Annotated in this window: 16 protein-coding genes; 11 read left to right on the top strand and 5 right to left on the bottom strand. The window is 58.8% G+C overall.

Annotated elements, in window-relative coordinates:
• Positions 1-88: 88 nt before the first annotated feature.
• Positions 89-862, top strand: coding sequence for a ribonuclease (locus tag F617_RS0111750; protein WP_019565411.1), 774 nt, complete (start codon positions 89-91; stop codon positions 860-862).
• A 33-nt stretch (positions 863-895) separates the two neighbouring features.
• Positions 896-1,492: a glutathione S-transferase gene (locus tag F617_RS0111745; RefSeq protein WP_003512441.1), complete on the top strand. Its 597-nt coding sequence runs from the start codon at positions 896-898 to the stop codon at positions 1,490-1,492.
• Between the two features lie 115 nt (positions 1,493-1,607).
• Here F617_RS0111745 and F617_RS0111740 read toward each other — a convergent pair whose 3' ends face one another.
• Positions 1,608-2,264: an outer membrane protein gene (locus F617_RS0111740; RefSeq protein WP_003512439.1), complete on the bottom strand. Its 657-nt coding sequence runs from the start codon at positions 2,262-2,264 to the stop codon at positions 1,608-1,610.
• A 347-nt stretch (positions 2,265-2,611) separates the two neighbouring features.
• Here F617_RS0111740 and F617_RS0111735 point away from each other — a divergent pair, with 347 nt between their 5' ends.
• From F617_RS0111735 to F617_RS0111715, 5 genes are all read left to right on the top strand, one after another.
• A complete protein-coding gene (locus F617_RS0111735; RefSeq protein WP_003512437.1) occupies positions 2,612-3,400 on the top strand; it encodes an SDR family oxidoreductase in 789 nt (262 codons plus the stop codon).
• Positions 3,397-5,448, top strand: a complete 2,052-nt coding sequence (gene uvrC / locus F617_RS0111730; RefSeq protein WP_013635857.1) for an excinuclease ABC subunit UvrC — start codon at positions 3,397-3,399, stop codon at positions 5,446-5,448. The genes F617_RS0111735 and uvrC overlap by 4 nt, the downstream gene beginning before the upstream one ends.
• A 102-nt stretch (positions 5,449-5,550) precedes the next feature.
• Positions 5,551-6,138, top strand: a complete 588-nt coding sequence (gene pgsA / locus F617_RS0111725) for a CDP-diacylglycerol--glycerol-3-phosphate 3-phosphatidyltransferase (protein ID WP_003512433.1) — start codon at positions 5,551-5,553, stop codon at positions 6,136-6,138.
• Positions 6,138-6,392, top strand: coding sequence for a molybdopterin converting factor subunit 1 (gene moaD / locus F617_RS0111720; RefSeq protein ID WP_019565410.1), 255 nt, complete (start codon positions 6,138-6,140; stop codon positions 6,390-6,392). Before pgsA ends, moaD begins: the two co-directional genes overlap by 1 nt.
• A gap of 4 nt (positions 6,393-6,396) precedes the next feature.
• Positions 6,397-6,852 carry a molybdenum cofactor biosynthesis protein MoaE gene (locus F617_RS0111715; protein WP_013635855.1) on the top strand — a complete coding sequence of 152 codons (456 nt, stop codon included), beginning with the start codon at positions 6,397-6,399 and terminating at the stop codon, positions 6,850-6,852.
• A gap of 60 nt (positions 6,853-6,912) precedes the next feature.
• Here the strand turns inward: F617_RS0111715 and F617_RS0111710 are convergent, their stop codons facing one another.
• Positions 6,913-7,809, bottom strand: a complete 897-nt coding sequence (locus tag F617_RS0111710; RefSeq protein WP_019565409.1) for a branched-chain amino acid ABC transporter permease — start codon at positions 7,807-7,809, stop codon at positions 6,913-6,915.
• A 59-nt stretch (positions 7,810-7,868) separates the two neighbouring features.
• Between F617_RS0111710 and F617_RS0111705 the strand changes: the two genes are divergently transcribed.
• Positions 7,869-8,420 (top strand): CGNR zinc finger domain-containing protein, encoded by a 552-nt coding sequence (locus F617_RS0111705; RefSeq protein ID WP_019565408.1) that lies wholly within the window; start codon positions 7,869-7,871, stop codon positions 8,418-8,420.
• Positions 8,417-8,929, top strand: a complete 513-nt coding sequence (locus F617_RS0111700; RefSeq protein ID WP_013635853.1) for a hypothetical protein — start codon at positions 8,417-8,419, stop codon at positions 8,927-8,929. The genes F617_RS0111705 and F617_RS0111700 overlap by 4 nt, the downstream gene beginning before the upstream one ends.
• 293 nt (positions 8,930-9,222) lie before the next feature.
• On the opposite strand, the gene ndk is transcribed toward F617_RS0111700, so the two are convergent.
• Both ndk and F617_RS0111690 read right to left on the bottom strand, forming a co-directional pair.
• Positions 9,223-9,645, bottom strand: coding sequence for a nucleoside-diphosphate kinase (gene ndk, locus F617_RS0111695; protein ID WP_003502118.1), 423 nt, complete (start codon positions 9,643-9,645; stop codon positions 9,223-9,225).
• A gap of 103 nt (positions 9,646-9,748) precedes the next feature.
• On the bottom strand, positions 9,749-10,444 hold the full coding sequence (locus F617_RS0111690; protein WP_081308693.1) for a glutathione S-transferase family protein: 696 nt from the start codon (positions 10,442-10,444) through the stop codon (positions 9,749-9,751).
• A gap of 256 nt (positions 10,445-10,700) precedes the next feature.
• Here F617_RS0111690 and F617_RS0111685 point away from each other — a divergent pair, with 256 nt between their 5' ends.
• Both F617_RS0111685 and abc-f read left to right on the top strand, forming a co-directional pair.
• Positions 10,701-11,747 (top strand): GGDEF domain-containing protein, encoded by a 1,047-nt coding sequence (locus F617_RS0111685; RefSeq protein WP_019565406.1) that lies wholly within the window; start codon positions 10,701-10,703, stop codon positions 11,745-11,747.
• A gap of 70 nt (positions 11,748-11,817) precedes the next feature.
• Entirely contained in the window at positions 11,818-13,701 is a 1,884-nt protein-coding gene (gene abc-f, locus F617_RS0111680) for a ribosomal protection-like ABC-F family protein (RefSeq protein WP_019565405.1), read from the top strand.
• Positions 13,702-13,726: 25 nt separating this feature from the next.
• Here the strand turns inward: abc-f and F617_RS0111675 are convergent, their stop codons facing one another.
• Positions 13,727-15,664 carry a GGDEF domain-containing phosphodiesterase gene (locus tag F617_RS0111675; protein WP_026330802.1) on the bottom strand — a complete coding sequence of 646 codons (1,938 nt, stop codon included), beginning with the start codon at positions 15,662-15,664 and terminating at the stop codon, positions 13,727-13,729.
• Positions 15,665-15,933 lie beyond the last annotated feature (269 nt).

Below are 15,933 nucleotides of genomic sequence, written 5' to 3'. Positions count from 1 at the left end.
CGTTTGCCTCGTTCACAAATTTATGTAAGACCGCTTTGTCGTCTGCGGGCGATACGAGGTCGTCCATTTTCCGGAGAACGTGCACGAAATGAAGCGTTATGCCGGTTTCATCGCCCTCGGTCTTCTGTCGCTTGCGGCCCTTTGGTTTTCGCGGGAAAACCCGGCCCCGACCGGTTCTGCAAGCAACCGGCAGACCCAATCCCAAACGCAGCCCGCCGGCAATTCCAGGCCCGAAACATCCCAGCCGGAAATTGCCCGACGAGACACGGGCAAAAACCCTGTGCCCGCCGGAACAGGCTTCGATTTTTATGTGCTTTCGCTCTCCTGGTCGCCGGCGTTCTGCGCCAGCTCCGAAGGTTCCGGCAATCGCCAGCAATGCGGCAGCAACAGGCGGTACGGTTTCGTCGTACACGGGCTTTGGCCGCAAAACGAAACCGGATACCCCGAATTCTGCACGAGCAGCGAGCCGGACCGTGTGCCCGACGCAATCGGCCGCACGATGTTCGACATCATGCCCTCCATGGGCCTGATCGGCCACCAGTGGCGCAAGCACGGCGCCTGCTCCGGCCTTTCGCAAAAGGATTATTTTTCGGCAACACGAACCGCCTTCGAGGCGGTCAAGCTGCCGGAGACGATTGCCTCGGGCGCTAAAGGCGCCACCCTTTCCGCCGAAGCCATCGAAACCGCCTTCACCGACGCCAACCCCGGCATGTCGAAACGCGGCGTCTCGATCAGCTGCGACGGGAAACGCCTTGAGGAAGTCCGTATCTGCCTCAACAAGGACATGACATTCCGCGATTGCCCTGAGCTTGACCGCAAGGGCTGCCGCGTCAGCGCTACCGAAATCGTCCCCATTCGCTAATACCCACACATCAACATACGTCAGGACCCGGCTATGGAACTGCTTTACTCCGTCACTTCCCCCTACTCCGCCAAGGTGCGCATGGCCGCCCGCCATCTAGGCATCGACATTACCAACGTCGCCGTCGACACCAATGCCGAGCCCGCGACGCTGGTTGACAACAATCCGCTCGGCAAAATTCCGGTCCTGCTTCTGGACGATGGCGGCTCGGTCTATGACAGCGTCGCGATCATGCACTATCTAGACCGCCTTTCGGGCGGCAAGCTCTACCCGAAAAAGAACGGCAAGCGCACCGAAGCGGAAATTCTGGAAGCGCTCTGCGACGGCATCATGGATTGCCTGCTGGCCATCGTTTACGAGCGCCGTTCCCGCCCGGAGGACAGAGTTCACCAGCCATGGATCGACAAGCAGTGGAAAAAGGCGGTGAAGGGTCTGGATCATCTCAACGCCAACCTGCCGAAAACCGGCAAGAAGCTGCATGGCGGACATTTCGCCCTTGCGGCGTTGATCGGTTATCTCGATCTGCGTTTTGCAGGTGAATGGGCAGAAGGGCACGAGGCGCTGGCGCAATGGCCGGAAACATTCGGCAAGCGTTTCGAAGCCTATAAGGACATGAGGGCTGCCGCCTGACGCCAATGTGAGCGCCATGCCTGGCCTGATCGCCGGGCATGGATGCTGTAGCTGATGGCAAAAACGAAAAAGCCGGGGCGTAAACCCCGGCTTTTCTTTACCGATCCTTGAAGGATCAGAACTTGACGCCGATACCGGCCTTGACGGAGTGGTCGTCGAAGCCGCGCGAGAACGCGCCGGAGTCCAGGCTGTAGTCCTTCTTCTGGTAGTCGCTGTAGCGATATTCCAGACGGGCAGTGATGTTGTCCGTAACCATGGCTTCAACGCCGGCGCCAACGGTGTAGCCGAGGGCGGTTGCGCTGTCCTTGGAGGTCGCGTCACGTACCTTGTTGTCGGAGGCTGCGAGACCAGCCGTACCGTACAGCAGGAACGGGTTCATGTCGTAACCGACGCGAGCACGCAGCGAGCCGTTGACGCCCTGCTTGCCTTCGACGGCGTTGCCACCAACCGTACCAGCGGAACCGCGCTCGCGGCCGAGGTTAACGTCTGCTTCGGCACCGTAAACGATCTGGCCGTTCTGCATGTTGTAACCGCCGTAGATGCCGCCGCCGGCACCCTTGGCGTCACGGCCGTCGTTGCTGGAGCTGAAACGGCCCCAATCGTAGTTGGCGGTACCACCGAGGTAAGCGCCGGTCCAGTTCTTGACGGGAGCGGGCTGGTCGTAGGCTACCGGTGCCTGCGGCACGTCGTTTACGGCGTCAGCGGCGTGAGCAGCCGAGAAACCGGCGGCTGCAATGGTCGAAGCCATAATGGTTGCTACGAAAATACGCATGTTATTCTCCTTTCAGGACCGCGCCGTACTCAAAACATTGTTTTTAGACGCGGTAAATTCGTCGGGTTAATCGCCCCTCTGAAAATTGAATTTGATGGGAGAATGCGGAGATCAAAGAGCCAAAATGTGAATTGTTTGGGGCAGACACGTGACTAGAATTAGACGTTGCCTAATTGCCACAAGGGTTTTATTAACCCTACCGGAAACTTAATTTCCAATATATCGAATTTAAACTTAGTTATATTCAAATTAAATTTAAATTACATTACCAATAAAAATCCACACAATTCTTTTACGGCCCACGGACAGCTTGCGATTTGCGATTATATCCAGCAAATAGGGCGTGTATGAGCAAATGCAGGTCCGCTGTGAAAGAAAATATACCGAAGACAGTCTTGATAACGGGTGCCGCCCGGCGGCTCGGGCGGGCGATCGCCACGGATTTGGCCTCGCATGGCTTTGCGATTGCCGTCCACGCCAATGCCTCTATGGGGCAAGCCGAGGAATTCGCTAACGAAATAAGGCAAAAAGGCGGCAAGGCCGTTGCCGTTCAGGCGGATCTGACACAATCATCGCCAACAATGGCGCTTGTCGAACAGGCATCTTCGGCGCTCGGCCCGATAGGCGTCGTCGTCAACAATGCATCCATTTTTCTGGACGATTCGGCAGAAACGCCCGATCCGGCAATCTTCGACGCGCATTTTTCCGTGCATGTGCGGGCGCCTTCCCTCATCGCGGCCGCCTTCGTTCAGCAATTGCCTCAGGATAAATCCGGACTGATCGTCAACATCATCGATCAGCGCGTACTTGCGCTTACGCCGCGTTTTTACTCCTATACGCTTTCGAAATCGGCCCTTTGGACAGCCACACGGACGATGGCGCAGAGTTTTGCGCCGCGGGTGCGCGTCAACGCCATCGGGCCGGGTCCCTCCTTCAAAAGCGAAAGACAGGCGCCGGAGGACTTTCAGGCGCAGATCGACGGCCTTATATTAAAGCGCGGTCCGGAACCCGACGAGTTCGGGCGGACGATTCGCTTTCTTTTTGATACGCCGTCGATCACCGGACAAATGATCGCGCTCGATGGCGGCCAGCATCTTGGCTGGGAAACCCCTGATGTGGCGGAGATACCTGAATGAACGGAAAGAAGCTGCCTGACGGCGGTATTCTCTTCGATGAAACCGATGACGAAGACGACGATGCAAACCTTGCCGCGACAGACGCGGCCGAGGCACCGCGCGACGTTGCCGGCATGGACTGGAATGCCGGCTGGAAAAACGAATCCGGCCTGAAGGGCATGGATCTGATCGGCGAATTCGTCAAACACCTGCCGAACTCGCCGGGTGTCTACCGCATGTTCAACGAGGCGAACGACGTTCTTTACGTCGGCAAGGCGCGCTCGCTGAAGAAGCGCGTCGGCAACTATGCCCAGGGTCGCGTGCATTCCAACCGCATTGCGCAAATGGTGCGGCTGACCGCCCATATGGAATTCGTGACCACCCGCACGGAAACCGAGGCGCTTCTCCTGGAAGCTAACCTCATCAAACGCTTGCGGCCGCGCTTTAACGTGCTTTTGCGCGACGACAAGTCATTTCCCTATATCCTGATCACAGCCGACAATCGTGCACCGGCGATTTTCAAGCACCGGGGTGCGCGGGCGCGTAAGGGCGACTACTTCGGACCCTTCGCCTCTGCCGGAGCCGTTGGACGCACGATCAATTCACTGCAACGCGCGTTCTTGATCCGCACCTGCACCGACAGCGTTTTCGAAACCCGCACGCGTCCCTGTCTTCTTTACCAGATCAAGCGCTGTTCCGGCCCCTGCACACATGAGGTGAGCGATGAGGGGTATGCGGAACTCGTCAAGGAAGCCAAGGATTTCCTGTCCGGCAAGAGCCAGAGCGTCAAGACCGCGATTGCCCGGCAGATGAACGAGGCGGCCGAGGATCTCGACTTCGAGCGCGCCGCCGTCTATCGCGACCGGCTGGCAGCGCTCTCGCACGTCCAGAGCCATCAGGGCATCAATCCGGCCGGCATCGAGGAGGCGGATGTTTTCGCCATCCATCACGAGGGCGGCATATCCTGCATCCAGGTGTTCTTTTTCCGCACCGGCCAGAACTGGGGCAACCGCGCTTATTTCCCGAAGGCCGACCCGTCCCTGCCCGGCTCGGAAATCCTCAATGCGTTCCTGGCGCAATTTTACGACGACAAGCCGGTGCCGAAACAGATCCTGCTTTCCGAAACGGTAGAGGAACAGGAATTGCTGGCCGCTGCTCTTGGCGAAAAAGCCGGACACAAGGTCACGATCAGCGTGCCGCAGCGCGGCGAGAAGAAGGACATCACCGACCATGTTCTTGCCAATGCCCGCGAGGCGCATGGCCGCAAGCTGGCGGAAACCTCGTCTCAGGCGCGGTTGTTGAAGGGGTTCGCGGAAACCTTCAACCTTCCTTACGTGCCGCGCCGGATCGAGATTTACGACAACTCGCACATCATGGGCACCAATGCCGTGGGCGGCATGGTGGTGGCGGGGCCGGAAGGCTTCGTGAAAAACCAGTATCGCAAGTTCAACATCAAATCGACCGATATCACTCCCGGTGACGACTTCGGCATGATGCGTGAGGTCATGACCCGCCGCTTCTCGCGCCTGTTGAAGGAAGAGGGCAAGCCCGACCGCGCGCAGACGCTGACGCCCACACCCGAGGAAGCCGCGGACATGCCCTTCCCCGCCTGGCCGGACGTTATCCTGATCGATGGTGGTCAGGGACAGATGACGGCGGTGCGTGCCATCCTCGATGAGCTCGACATTCGCGACAGCGTGATTGCCATCGGCGTCGCCAAGGGTGTGGACCGCGAGGCGGGCCGCGAGCGCTTCTTTGCGGATGGCCGCAGCGATTTTTCCCTGCCGCCGCGCGATCCCGTGCTTTACTTCATCCAGCGCATGCGCGACGAGGCCCACCGTTTTGCCATCGGCTCACACCGGGCGCGACGCAAGAAGGAAATGGTGCGCAATCCGCTGGACGAAATTTCGGGGATCGGCCCAGGACGCAAGCGCTCGCTGTTGCAGCATTTCGGTACGGCCAAGGCGGTTTCACGCGCAGGCCTCAACGATCTGATGAATGTCACCGGCATTTCAGAAGCCGTAGCGCGGCAAATCTACAATCACTTCCATGAGAGCAGTGGCGATTGAAGGCGCACTGTCGCAACGAACTGCTAAAAAAACATAATAACGTGTTGACCCTATGCGTCAGGGGCGGCATCAAGGCAGCTTATCCAGACTGACAGGTTTCCCATGGCTTCGCGCGCATACAGCATTCCCAACCTCCTCACCTATGCCCGCATTCTGGCGGTTCCCGTCATCGTTTTGTGTTTTTACATCGAAGGAAAGCTGGAAAGCTCGGATTTTGCGCGCTGGACGGCACTTTGGCTGTTCATCGTCGCCTCGTTGACCGATTTTCTGGATGGTTATCTGGCGCGTATCTGGAATCAGACCTCCAATATCGGCCGCATGCTGGACCCGATCGCCGACAAGCTGCTGGTCGCCTCGGTGCTGCTTTTGATGGCAGCGGACGGCACGATTGCCGGCTGGTCGCTGTGGGCCGCTATCACCATTCTCTGCCGCGAAATTCTGGTCTCGGGCCTGCGTGAATATCTGGCGGCGCTGAAGGTCAGCGTTCCCGTCACCCGCATCGCGAAGTGGAAGACCACCATCCAGATGGTGGCCATCGCCTTTCTTCTTGCCGGTCCCGCGGGAGACAAGGTTCTGCCCTACACGACCGAGATGGGAATTACGCTTCTCTGGCTTGCAGCAGCGCTCACCATGTACACCGGCTACGACTACTTCAAGGCGGGTCTCAAGCACATCGTGGACGAAGAATGATGGCGCGGATCGTTTATTTCGCCTGGGTTCGCGAAAAGATCGGCACGGCGGAGGAGGAGCTGGATATCCCCTCCTCCGTTACCACGGCCGGTGAGCTGATCGCCTATCTCTCAACCCTTGGTGAAAACTACGAAGCCGCCTTCGAATTTCCGGATGTGATCCGCGTTGCGGTCAATCAGGAACATGTCGAACATGACGAAAGCATTGCGGGTGCGCGCGAGATCGGCATTTTCCCACCCATGACGGGGGGATAACCGGATGCAGCCGACGGTCCGCGTGCAGGCACAGGATTTCGACGCTGCGGAAGAAACCCGCAGGCTGACGGAAGGCGACAAGAGCATCGGCGCGGTGGTGGCCTTCACCGGGCTTTGTCGCGATGATGGCGGCACGCTCGCGGCGCTGGAACTCGAGCATTATCCCGGCATGGCCGAAGCGGAAATGACCCGTATCGCGCAACTCGCCATCGAACGCTTCGACCTCCTCGGCCTCACCGCCATTCATCGCCATGGCAAGATCGCCACCGGCGAGAATATCGTCCTCGTCATTGCCGCTTCCCGGCACCGGCAGGCCGCTTTTGACGGTGCAAATTTCGTGATGGACTACCTCAAGACGTCCGCCCCGTTCTGGAAAAAGGAACATGGCAAGGATGGCACGAAGGGCGACTGGGTTGCCGCAAAGACGACCGACGACACGGCCAAGGACAAATGGCGGTAACGCTTTGTGTTTTCCCGCACTTCCGGACGGAAACCGGACGCCACCCCTCCTGGAAATGCTCTAGGGCGCTTCCACCCTGCTGCGCATGACGATCAGCCAGCCCACCAGAAGTGCCAGAACCGCCGCATCCCGCCAGACAACCGGGCCGTAACCGACCCATAGCGTTTCCGCGAACCCGACGGCAGCAGCCCCGAGCGCGCAGACGAGCGGGCTTGCATAACCGCCCGCTGCCGAAATCAGCACGACCTTCAGGCCGAACACCAGACCGGCACCGAAATCCATGGTGCCGTAATAAAACGTGGCGAGGACGCCGGCGATGGCGGCAAGCAGACCCGCTGCACAGTAGGACAGCAGGAACACCCTGCCTGCATTTACCCCGCACAGTGACGCGGCGAAAGCATCGTCCGACACCGCCTTCCAGCGTCTGCCAAAGCCGGAACGCTGGAGGTAGAAAGTGCCTGTGAGAACGAGCAGGCAGAAGACAGCCGTGTTCAGCATCTGCATCGACGTCAGGGTGACGGCGAAGCTTCCATCGGCCCAGAATCGCACCGGTTCCGACAAAAGCGGCGGTAGCCATAATTGCCGCGTGCCGGCGGCAAGTCTGGCACTTTCGGTGAGCGCGATCAGCACGCCAATGGAGGCGACCGTCACCGCATTGGGGGAGGCTTTCGCCAGGGGCCGCATCACCGCCCTGCCGATGAAAGCCGCCGCCCACAGACCGCCAAAAAGACCGGCCCCTGCCCCAAGCGCTAGTGTTGCAGGCAAGATCAGCCACAGCCGGTTCCAGCCAAAATCGGCAAACAGCAGACAGGTCTGACCGGCGAAAGCGAAAATCGCGCCATAGGTGACATCGGCCCGTTTCGTGACCGAAAAGGCGATCGCATAGCCGAACGCCAGAACCGCATAAAGCGAGGCGACCGGTACGGCATTCAGCAATTGTTGCAGGAAATAAGCCAATCCGTCCTCCCCATCGCATTATAACTGTTAAAATCCATTTTGATAGTTATAATGTCGCCATGACATTTCGCTGGACAGAACATCGTTTCGCAGGCGGCGCATTGGCCCTCGATGTCGCCAATAGCGTCATCCTGCGCGCGGACGCGGCAAAATCGGTCGACCGTTTTGCCGCCCCCGAACAGATCGCCACTTTTGCCGAGGCGTCGACTCGACTCGGAGCGGAGCGCGACAGGTTTCCCGCACTCATCGCGCCCGAAGCGGACATGAGGCAGGTATTTCTCGATCTTCGCGAGGCGATCGACGATTATTTCCGCTCTTCGATAACGAATGGCGACGATGACGACGGCCGGCTGGCAGGGCTTCTCTTCGCTTGCGGCACGGCACTAAGGTTGTTTCCTCTGCGAGAGAGCCTTGCCAATGCGACCGCCCATTCAGCTCTGTCGCTGCTTGCGGCGGAGACGCGGAAACGGCTGCGGATTTGCGGCAATTGCGGTTGGCTTTTCATCGACCGCAGCAAGAACAGAAGCCGCATCTGGTGCGACATGACGGTGTGCGGCAACCGGCAGAAAGCCAGCCGGCATTATCACCGCAAGAAGGAAGCGCAGGCATGAAAGGAATAACCATTCCGTTGCTGGCGATCACTATGGTGCTCGGTCTTTCCGGTTGTCAGCGGGACGAGCCGCGCGATGTCGCGAAGGTTTCCGGCCGCATGTTCGTCTTCAACTACCGTGTGGCGATTGCCACCTACCTCGTGACCTTGCAGCGCATCGCCCCCATCCGCGACGGCAGCACACTGGAAGCGACCTTCGAAAATCCCCGCGGCGGCACCGAGCTGACGACCAGGGAGAAGATTTTCCCGGCAGATGAAAAGATCGCCGTTCAAAGTCCGCCGGTCGAATGCGTCAAGCAGGACCGCCCCTACAAGGTCACGATCCGCATCAAAGGGCCGGAAGGCGATGTACTGCAGACGATAGAGACCACCATCCGCTCCGACACCGACCAGTCGCTCCTTCCCGCCAAACCGCTGACGGTAGGGCCGCTCTACACACCCAATCCGGACGTGTTCAAAGCGGACGGCACGACGGATATGCGTCCTGTCGAGGGGTGTCCGGCGTCGTGACGATCGTCGGAGGAGACGAAGCGAAAATTGAACCTCCCCTCATTCCTGTGCTTGTCACAGGAATCTAGCCAGCACACGTCCTTGGGCTGGACAGACTCTTTCGCCGCGCGGACGCGCGTCGGCTGGATTCCTGTGACAAGCACAGGAATGAGGGGGGCGGATGCTCGGCACAGGAAACAATCTACCTGCAAATAATACAAAAAAACGGAGCCTTTCGGCTCCGTTTCATCGAGTCTTTTCAGCGGCTTCATGCCATCGCCTGAGATGGCGATTCAAGCCGTTGATATTTTGAATCAGCCGACGATTTCGGTTTCGGCGAACCAGTAGGCGATTTCCTGTGCGGCGGTTTCAGGAGCGTCCGAACCGTGAACAGAGTTTTCGCCGATGGAAAGCGCGAAGCTCTTGCGGATGGTGCCTTCAGCAGCCTGGGCCGGGTTGGTTGCGCCCATGATTTCGCGGTTCTTGAGGATAGCGTTTTCGCCTTCCAGAACCTGAACGATGGTCGGGCCGGAGGTCATGCCTTCAACCAGTTCGCCGAAGAAGGGACGCTCTTTGTGAACGGCGTAGAAGCCTTCGGCTTCGCGCTTGCTCATCCAGACGCGCTTGGAGGCGACGATGCGCAGACCGTTGTCTTCAAATACCTTGGTGATCGCGCCAGTCAGGTTACGCTTGGTTGCGTCCGGCTTGATCATCGAAAATGTGCGTTCAATCGCCATGTGTCCGTTTCCTTTTCCTATAGAGAAAGTGGGCGGTCTTTACCCGCCCAAAGGCCCGAAAACAAGGGGGATCAACCACATTGCGACGATGGCTGCAGACATTTCACGCCGCTGTCACACTGCGGCCTCTGGCGTCGTGGAGGTCTAGGCAGCCTTCGAACCAGTCACGGACGGGGTCGTTTTCGGAAAACAGATCCGCTCCGGTGGTAATCCTTGCCCATTGCAGCGCACCGAAAACAATGTAATCCGCAAACAGCGGCGATGAGCCGCCGATGAAAGGCTGGAAGCCCAGCATGCGGCGGATCGGCGCCAGGAGCGCTGGGAAGGCCGCGATTTCCACCTCACGGTTCGCCACCACATCCTCGAGCGTCCGGCCGAGCGCCTTCGTCCTGCTGTCGCGGAAATAAAGGCGGTCAGGCTCATCAAGCATATTGTGGATATCGAGCACGGCAATGCGGGTGATGGCCGGGTGCAGCACCGTCTGCGACCAGCTTTCAACGAAACGCGCCATCGCCTTGCCGCCTTCCCCGTTAAACAGCGACGGCCGCTCCGGATAGGCCTCATCCAGATAAAGGGCGATCTCGAAACTGTCGCTCACCAGCTGGTCGCCATCACGAAGGATCGGCACGGTCCTCGAAAAACCGTCCTCCACCGTCGGGATGACCGTGAAGGGCAAGGGACGCTCCTCGAACTCCAGCCCCTTATGCGCCAGCGAAAGCACGGTTTTCCAGCAATGGGGAGAGAACGGCCGTGCGCTATCGCTTCCGCAAAGTGAATATAAGGTTCTGGAGGTCGTCATAGGCTGCACCCTCTTCTGCTACATCGATGATGCGATATAAAAACGACCGCCGCCTGAAATCAAATCAGGATTTGTCATACTACTGATCAAAAACCGCATCCGGCGCTCAACCGTCCCCTCCACGAGAATTGGGGTCTCACCGCAATGAAAACCTCGTCAGGTTTAGCCTATTTTAAACCGTTGCTTGTAAGAATAATCGTGTTCAACAATCGGTTATCACCGGTGCATTCATAATTTATTGGTATTGGGGCTGTCAGTGACGTCAACGGCGGGCGATAAAAAACGCGAGAAGGCAAGGAACGGTCTCGTCTTTACAAAAATCGCTCAGTTCATCGACAAGATGAATATTGCACCGCTGCCGCGAAACTACGAACTGATCTACGAAATATTGTCGGGGCATAACCCGGCGATGGGACGTGATATTCTCGCCCTTGGCAACGCGCCGCAACAGCATGAAATCGATATTGTCGGCCAGAGACACAATCTGCCGGGTTTTTCGAAGATCGAGGCCGAGCAGATGGCAGCGACGGCCTTCGAGACGCTGAAGCAGATTTCCGCGCGGCTGGAAGCCGGCCTGCAACGCACCGAAACATTCATTGCCAGTCTTTCCGGGCAAGATCACTCCGAGCTGCCTGCAACGGAGCGGCTTGCGCAATTGATGGGCGATATTCACGAGGAACAAACGAGTCTCCGGCATTTCGTTTCCATGGGGCTGATGAAAATCCGCGAGGTTGAGAAAAGCAGGACCGATCTTCAGGCGAATTCCCTGCGTGATGCCTTGACGGCGCTTCCCAACCGGGCGGCTTTCCTCGAGAAGCTCGGCGACCTGTTTTCGGGCGCTCAGGTGGCATCAGCCACATCGCTTGTGCTGCTCAACATCGACCATTTCCGCGAAATCAACGGCAAATACGGCCCCACCGCCGGCAACAAGGCGCTGCGCCGGCTGGCAGCGCTTTTCCGCAAGACGATCAAGAAGGACGATTTCGTAGCCCGCATCGGCGGAAACGAGTTCGCTTTTCTGTTCGCCGACGTCTCGCAAAATACAGCTGAAGCAATTGCAGAGCGGTTGCGGCAGAACGTCGAGGCGCTGCGTTTCGTCACCAGTGAGGGCGACGGCGAGCATCTGACCGTCTCGATCGGCGTTGCGGCAGTGGACTGCACCGCGACATCAGCCGAATTTTTCAGCCATGCCGAGCTCGCCCTGCTGTCCGCACGCTGCGGCACGCGCAATTGCGTCATAGGCTACTCCCGGGACGTGGCTCAACGCAGCCGCAGCAGCTATCTGGCGCAGCTCGGCTGTTGAAGCTGCATATCTGATCTGGTGTGGCGCGCGCGCTCTTGCCTTGGCCACGCAGTTCGGCCAAAACGGCGCCATGATTACGATTACCGATCTCTCCGCCCGCATCGCCGGGCGCCTGCTTCTCGACCACGCCAGCGTGACGCTTCCGGCTGGAGTGAAGGTGGGCCTCGTTGGCCGCAACGGCGCCGGCAAATCCACTCTTTTCCGGGTCATCACCGGTGACTTTTCAGCGGAAAGCGGTTCGGTAACGATCCCGAAACTGGCGCGCATCGGCCAGGTTGCGCAGGAAGCGCCGGGAACGGAAGAATCGCTGATTTCCATCGTGCTTTCCGCCGACAAGGAGCGCAGCGCGCTGCTGGCCGAGGCGGAAACCGCAACAGACCCGCACCGGATCGCGGAAATTCAGGTGCGGTTGGTCGATATCGACGCGCATTCGGCCGAAGCCCGTGCGTCCAGCATTCTTGCCGGTCTTGGCTTCGATCACGAGGCGCAGCTTCGCCCCGCCTCTTCGTTCTCCGGCGGCTGGCGCATGCGCGTGGCGCTCGCGTCCGTGCTGTTTGCCGAACCCGACCTCCTGCTGCTCGACGAGCCGACCAACTATCTCGACCTTGAAGGCACGCTCTGGCTGGAAGACTATATCCGGCGTTATCCGCATACCGTCATCATCATCAGCCACGACCGCGATCTGCTGAACAATGCCGTCAATTCCATCGTGCATCTGGACCAGAAGAAACTGACCTTCTATCGCGGCGGATACGACCAGTTCGAGCGCCAGAAAGCCGAAGCAGACGAATTGCAGATGAAGGCGAAGGTGAAAAACGACGCCGCGCGCAAACATCTGCAAAGCTTCATCGACCGTTTTCGCGCCAAGGCCACCAAGGCGCGCCAGGCGCAAAGCCGTATCAAGGCGCTGGAGCGCATGGGCACCGTCGCCGCCGTGATCGAGGACCACGTCCAGCCGATCACGTTCCCGGAGCCGGAAAAGCAGCCCGCCTCACCCATCGTCGCCATCAATGGCGGTGCCGTGGGTTACGAGCCGGGCAAATCCATCCTGAAGCAGCTCAATCTCCGCATCGATAATGACGACCGCATCGCTCTGCTCGGTTCCAACGGCAACGGCAAATCGACCTTTGCGAAATTCATCTCCGGCAGGCTTGCGCCGCAAGCGGGCGATCTTCGCATCGCCCCCGGCCTGAAGATCGGCTTCTTTGCGCAGCATCAGCTGGACGATCTCGTGCCGGACCAGACACCGGTCGAACATGTGCGCAAGCTGATGCCGCTGGCGTCTGAAGCGCAGGTGCGGGCGCGGGTTGCGCAGATGGGACTTGCGACGGAGAAGATGGCGACGGCGGCGAAAGACCTGTCCGGCGGTGAAAAGGCCCGGCTGCTGATGGGACTTGCGGCCTTCCATGCGCCAAATCTGCTCATCCTCGACGAACCGACCAACCATCTCGACATCGACAGTCGCCGGGCGCTTATCGAGGCGCTGAACGACTATAACGGCGCAGTCATCCTCATCTCGCACGATCGGCATCTCATCGAGGCAACTGTCGACCGCCTGTGGCTGGTGGCCGACGGCACGGTGAAGACCTTTGAAGGTGACATGGAGGAATATCGCGACCTCGTCGTCTCTTCCGGAAAAAAGAAGGAAGAGAAGACAGAAGCCGCCGCCGACCAGACATCGAAAGCCGACCAGCGCAAGGCCAACGCCGAAAAACGCGCCCAGCTTGCGCCGCTGAAAAAAAAGATCAATGAAATCGAATCTTTGACGGCGAAGCTTGAGAAAGTGATTCAGTCGCTCGACAAGGAACTGGCGGACCCTGCTTTGTACGAAAAGGCACCTGCCAAGGCCGCGCAGAAAGTCAAAGAGCGTGGCGAAGCCGCGAGCAAGCTTTCAGACGCCGAGGAGCAGTGGCTGATGCTTTCGAGCGAATATGAGGATGCAATGACGCAGTGATGCGTCATGATGCTGGTGCGAAAATCTAAGCGCACTCCCTGCGAGGCTGTAGCCGCTCGAGCGGCACGGCCGGCGAATAAAGATAGCCCTGACCGAAACGGATTCCCATCTGCATGAGCAGCCTGCTCTGCTCTTCCGTTTCTATACCTTCCGTCACCAGCGTGGCGCCGTAACGTTCGGCGCTTTCGAAGGCGAGCGCGATGGCCTCCCGGAACCGCGACTGTTCAAGCCGGGACGTCATCCAGTGATCGATCTTGACCTCCTCGAAGGGGAACCGCGCAAGCAGGGTGAGTGCCGCATAACCGGTGCCAAAATCATCGAGCGCCAGCCGCACGCCCGCTTCGCTCAGCCTGTCGAAATTCTGCTGCACGATGTCGATGGCCGGTATCCTGCTCATCTCCGTCACTTCGATCGACAGACGGTGCGCCGGGACCCCCATCTCGTTCAAAAAGGCCACAACCCGCTCTCCGAAGCCCGCAGTGGCAAAAGACGATGCGGAAATGTTCACCGCCAGATGAAAGTCCGGGTCGAGGCCCCGCAGGTCGATGAGGTCGCGGACGACGGCTTCGATCGTCGACCATTCAAACTCCACCAGCAGCCGGTGACGCTCGGCAATCTCCAGTACATAATAGGGCGAAAGCGGCTGTCCGCACGCATCCACCGCCCGTAAAAGAGCCTCCGCGCCAATCATGCGGCGATTGTGCATTTCGAATTTCGGCTGATAAAATATCGGCGGCTTGCCGGATCTGATCCAGTTGACCAGCATCTGGCGCACCCCCTCGTCGCGCGTGGCTTTATCGGCAAAGGAGAAGGGGAATATCTGAACCGGATTTTCGCTTCCTCGCAGCGCAAGACTAAGCTGCCGGAGGAAGGAAGCCACGTTCTGCCGGGAAAGCTTATCCAGATTAGCGGCACCGATTTTCAGATGCGGCACCGGTTCTGGATCCGCAGACCGTGAAAATGTACTTAACCCGTCGTGGAGACGCATTATCAGCCTTGTGCTTTCCGACTTCTCGAGCGAAATCCCCGACATGACGACTGCAAGCGTGGTATCGCCGAACATGAAGCTGCGCGGTGCATTGGAACTCGACAGCAGACCGTTGTCATCGTTGCAGATTTCCTGTGCCAGCCTCGGCCAGAAAAGATCGCCCCAATCCTCGCCCTGGCAGGCGGCGACATCGGCCATATTGACGGTTTCTATGAGAAGGAGAGCGTGCGGAACGGCCGGCTCCTGCCGCATCACGGCTTCGATATGGTCTTTGAGGGCGCGCCTGTTTGGAAGGCCCGTCAACGAATCCGTCCGCGCCGCAGCATCGCGTTTCCTTGCCTCTTCACGCGCCCGCGCCTCGCTGCGCAGCAACAGAAACAGACAGGCGATCATCGGCAACCCAACCAACGAGCCGAAGATGCGCCGTCCGACGTTACTGAGAAAAACGTCCTGATTTATCATGCTGAGACTATAGGTCACGCAAACAGCGAACAACGCCGCGAAAATCCTGACCGCGAATACGCCGAAGACCTCGCGGACGCCGAGTTCAGTGAGACTGCGCCTGCGCATCCAGCCATACATTGCCATCCCGAAAGCCGAGATGATGCTCATATCCAGAAAAGCGGCCCCAAAGAGTGCCGGACCACCAAACAAAAATCGCCCTGCGGAGACGAGTGCCAGGCTTATCAAGCCGCCTTGCCAGGACCCCAACACGCCAGCCAGGAACAGCAGGTCAGAGCGGATATAGGGCTTGGAAGGCAGCTTGATGAACTCGGATACCAGTAGCGTCAGCAAGAAACCGGTAACCCCGAAGATGATGCCGTAGTAGATCTTATAACGAGCGTCATCGAGAGCGATGTTTCGCTGCAGAAGGATCAGCACCGACACCATGCCGACAAGGGCCGCAGCCTGGAGCAGCAGAAACGGCAACTCGGCGGCTGACGCGGCCGCCTGGGCGGCGATCAATTCCATCATCTCTGCATGTCCCCCGGTCATTACTATTCTTTTGCCGTGGTTCCGGCGTTTGACCTTCACAAATCCCGCGTTTATGCAGGAAAATCAGTACATATAGCCAATCGCTCCACACGACCTGTCGCTCCACCGCGGGCTGCCCCCGGCCAAATCGCCGGACAGGTGCCAACAGCAAGCGACTGACAAGACACGAGTTCGAGTACCTCCTCACCGCCGGCGTCGCACAATGCCGAGCAGGAAAATCAAGAAACGAAGCGAAGCGCCAACCAACA

The sequence above is a fragment of the Agrobacterium sp. 10MFCol1.1 genome (genome assembly GCF_000381165.1).
Lineage (GTDB): Bacteria > Pseudomonadota > Alphaproteobacteria > Rhizobiales > Rhizobiaceae > Agrobacterium > Agrobacterium tumefaciens.
The sequence above is the reverse complement of the archived record's forward strand: the minus strand, read 5'-3'. Positions and strand labels throughout refer to the sequence as shown.

What these genes read in the sequence shown, in the direction of transcription:
- F617_RS0111700 (WP_013635853.1), top strand. Translation starts at nt 8,417, where the DNA reads ATGAAAGGAATAACCATTCCGTTGCTGGCGATCACTATGGTGCTCGGT.
- F617_RS0111705 (WP_019565408.1), top strand. Translation starts at nt 7,869, where the DNA reads ATGACATTTCGCTGGACAGAACATCGTTTCGCAGGCGGCGCATTGGCC.
- pgsA (WP_003512433.1), top strand. Translation starts at nt 5,551, where the DNA reads ATGGCTTCGCGCGCATACAGCATTCCCAACCTCCTCACCTATGCCCGC.
- moaD (WP_019565410.1), top strand. Translation starts at nt 6,138, where the DNA reads ATGGCGCGGATCGTTTATTTCGCCTGGGTTCGCGAAAAGATCGGCACG.
- F617_RS0111690 (WP_081308693.1), bottom strand. Translation starts at nt 10,444, where the DNA reads ATGACGACCTCCAGAACCTTATATTCACTTTGCGGAAGCGATAGCGCA.
- F617_RS0111745 (WP_003512441.1), top strand. Translation starts at nt 896, where the DNA reads ATGGAACTGCTTTACTCCGTCACTTCCCCCTACTCCGCCAAGGTGCGC.
- F617_RS0111750 (WP_019565411.1), top strand. Translation starts at nt 89, where the DNA reads ATGAAGCGTTATGCCGGTTTCATCGCCCTCGGTCTTCTGTCGCTTGCG.
- F617_RS0111675 (WP_026330802.1), bottom strand. Translation starts at nt 15,664, where the DNA reads ATGATGGAATTGATCGCCGCCCAGGCGGCCGCGTCAGCCGCCGAGTTG.
- uvrC (WP_013635857.1), top strand. Translation starts at nt 3,397, where the DNA reads ATGAACGGAAAGAAGCTGCCTGACGGCGGTATTCTCTTCGATGAAACC.
- F617_RS0111735 (WP_003512437.1), top strand. Translation starts at nt 2,612, where the DNA reads ATGAGCAAATGCAGGTCCGCTGTGAAAGAAAATATACCGAAGACAGTC.
- F617_RS0111740 (WP_003512439.1), bottom strand. Translation starts at nt 2,264, where the DNA reads ATGCGTATTTTCGTAGCAACCATTATGGCTTCGACCATTGCAGCCGCC.
- abc-f (WP_019565405.1), top strand. Translation starts at nt 11,818, where the DNA reads ATGATTACGATTACCGATCTCTCCGCCCGCATCGCCGGGCGCCTGCTT.
- F617_RS0111715 (WP_013635855.1), top strand. Translation starts at nt 6,397, where the DNA reads ATGCAGCCGACGGTCCGCGTGCAGGCACAGGATTTCGACGCTGCGGAA.
- ndk (WP_003502118.1), bottom strand. Translation starts at nt 9,645, where the DNA reads ATGGCGATTGAACGCACATTTTCGATGATCAAGCCGGACGCAACCAAG.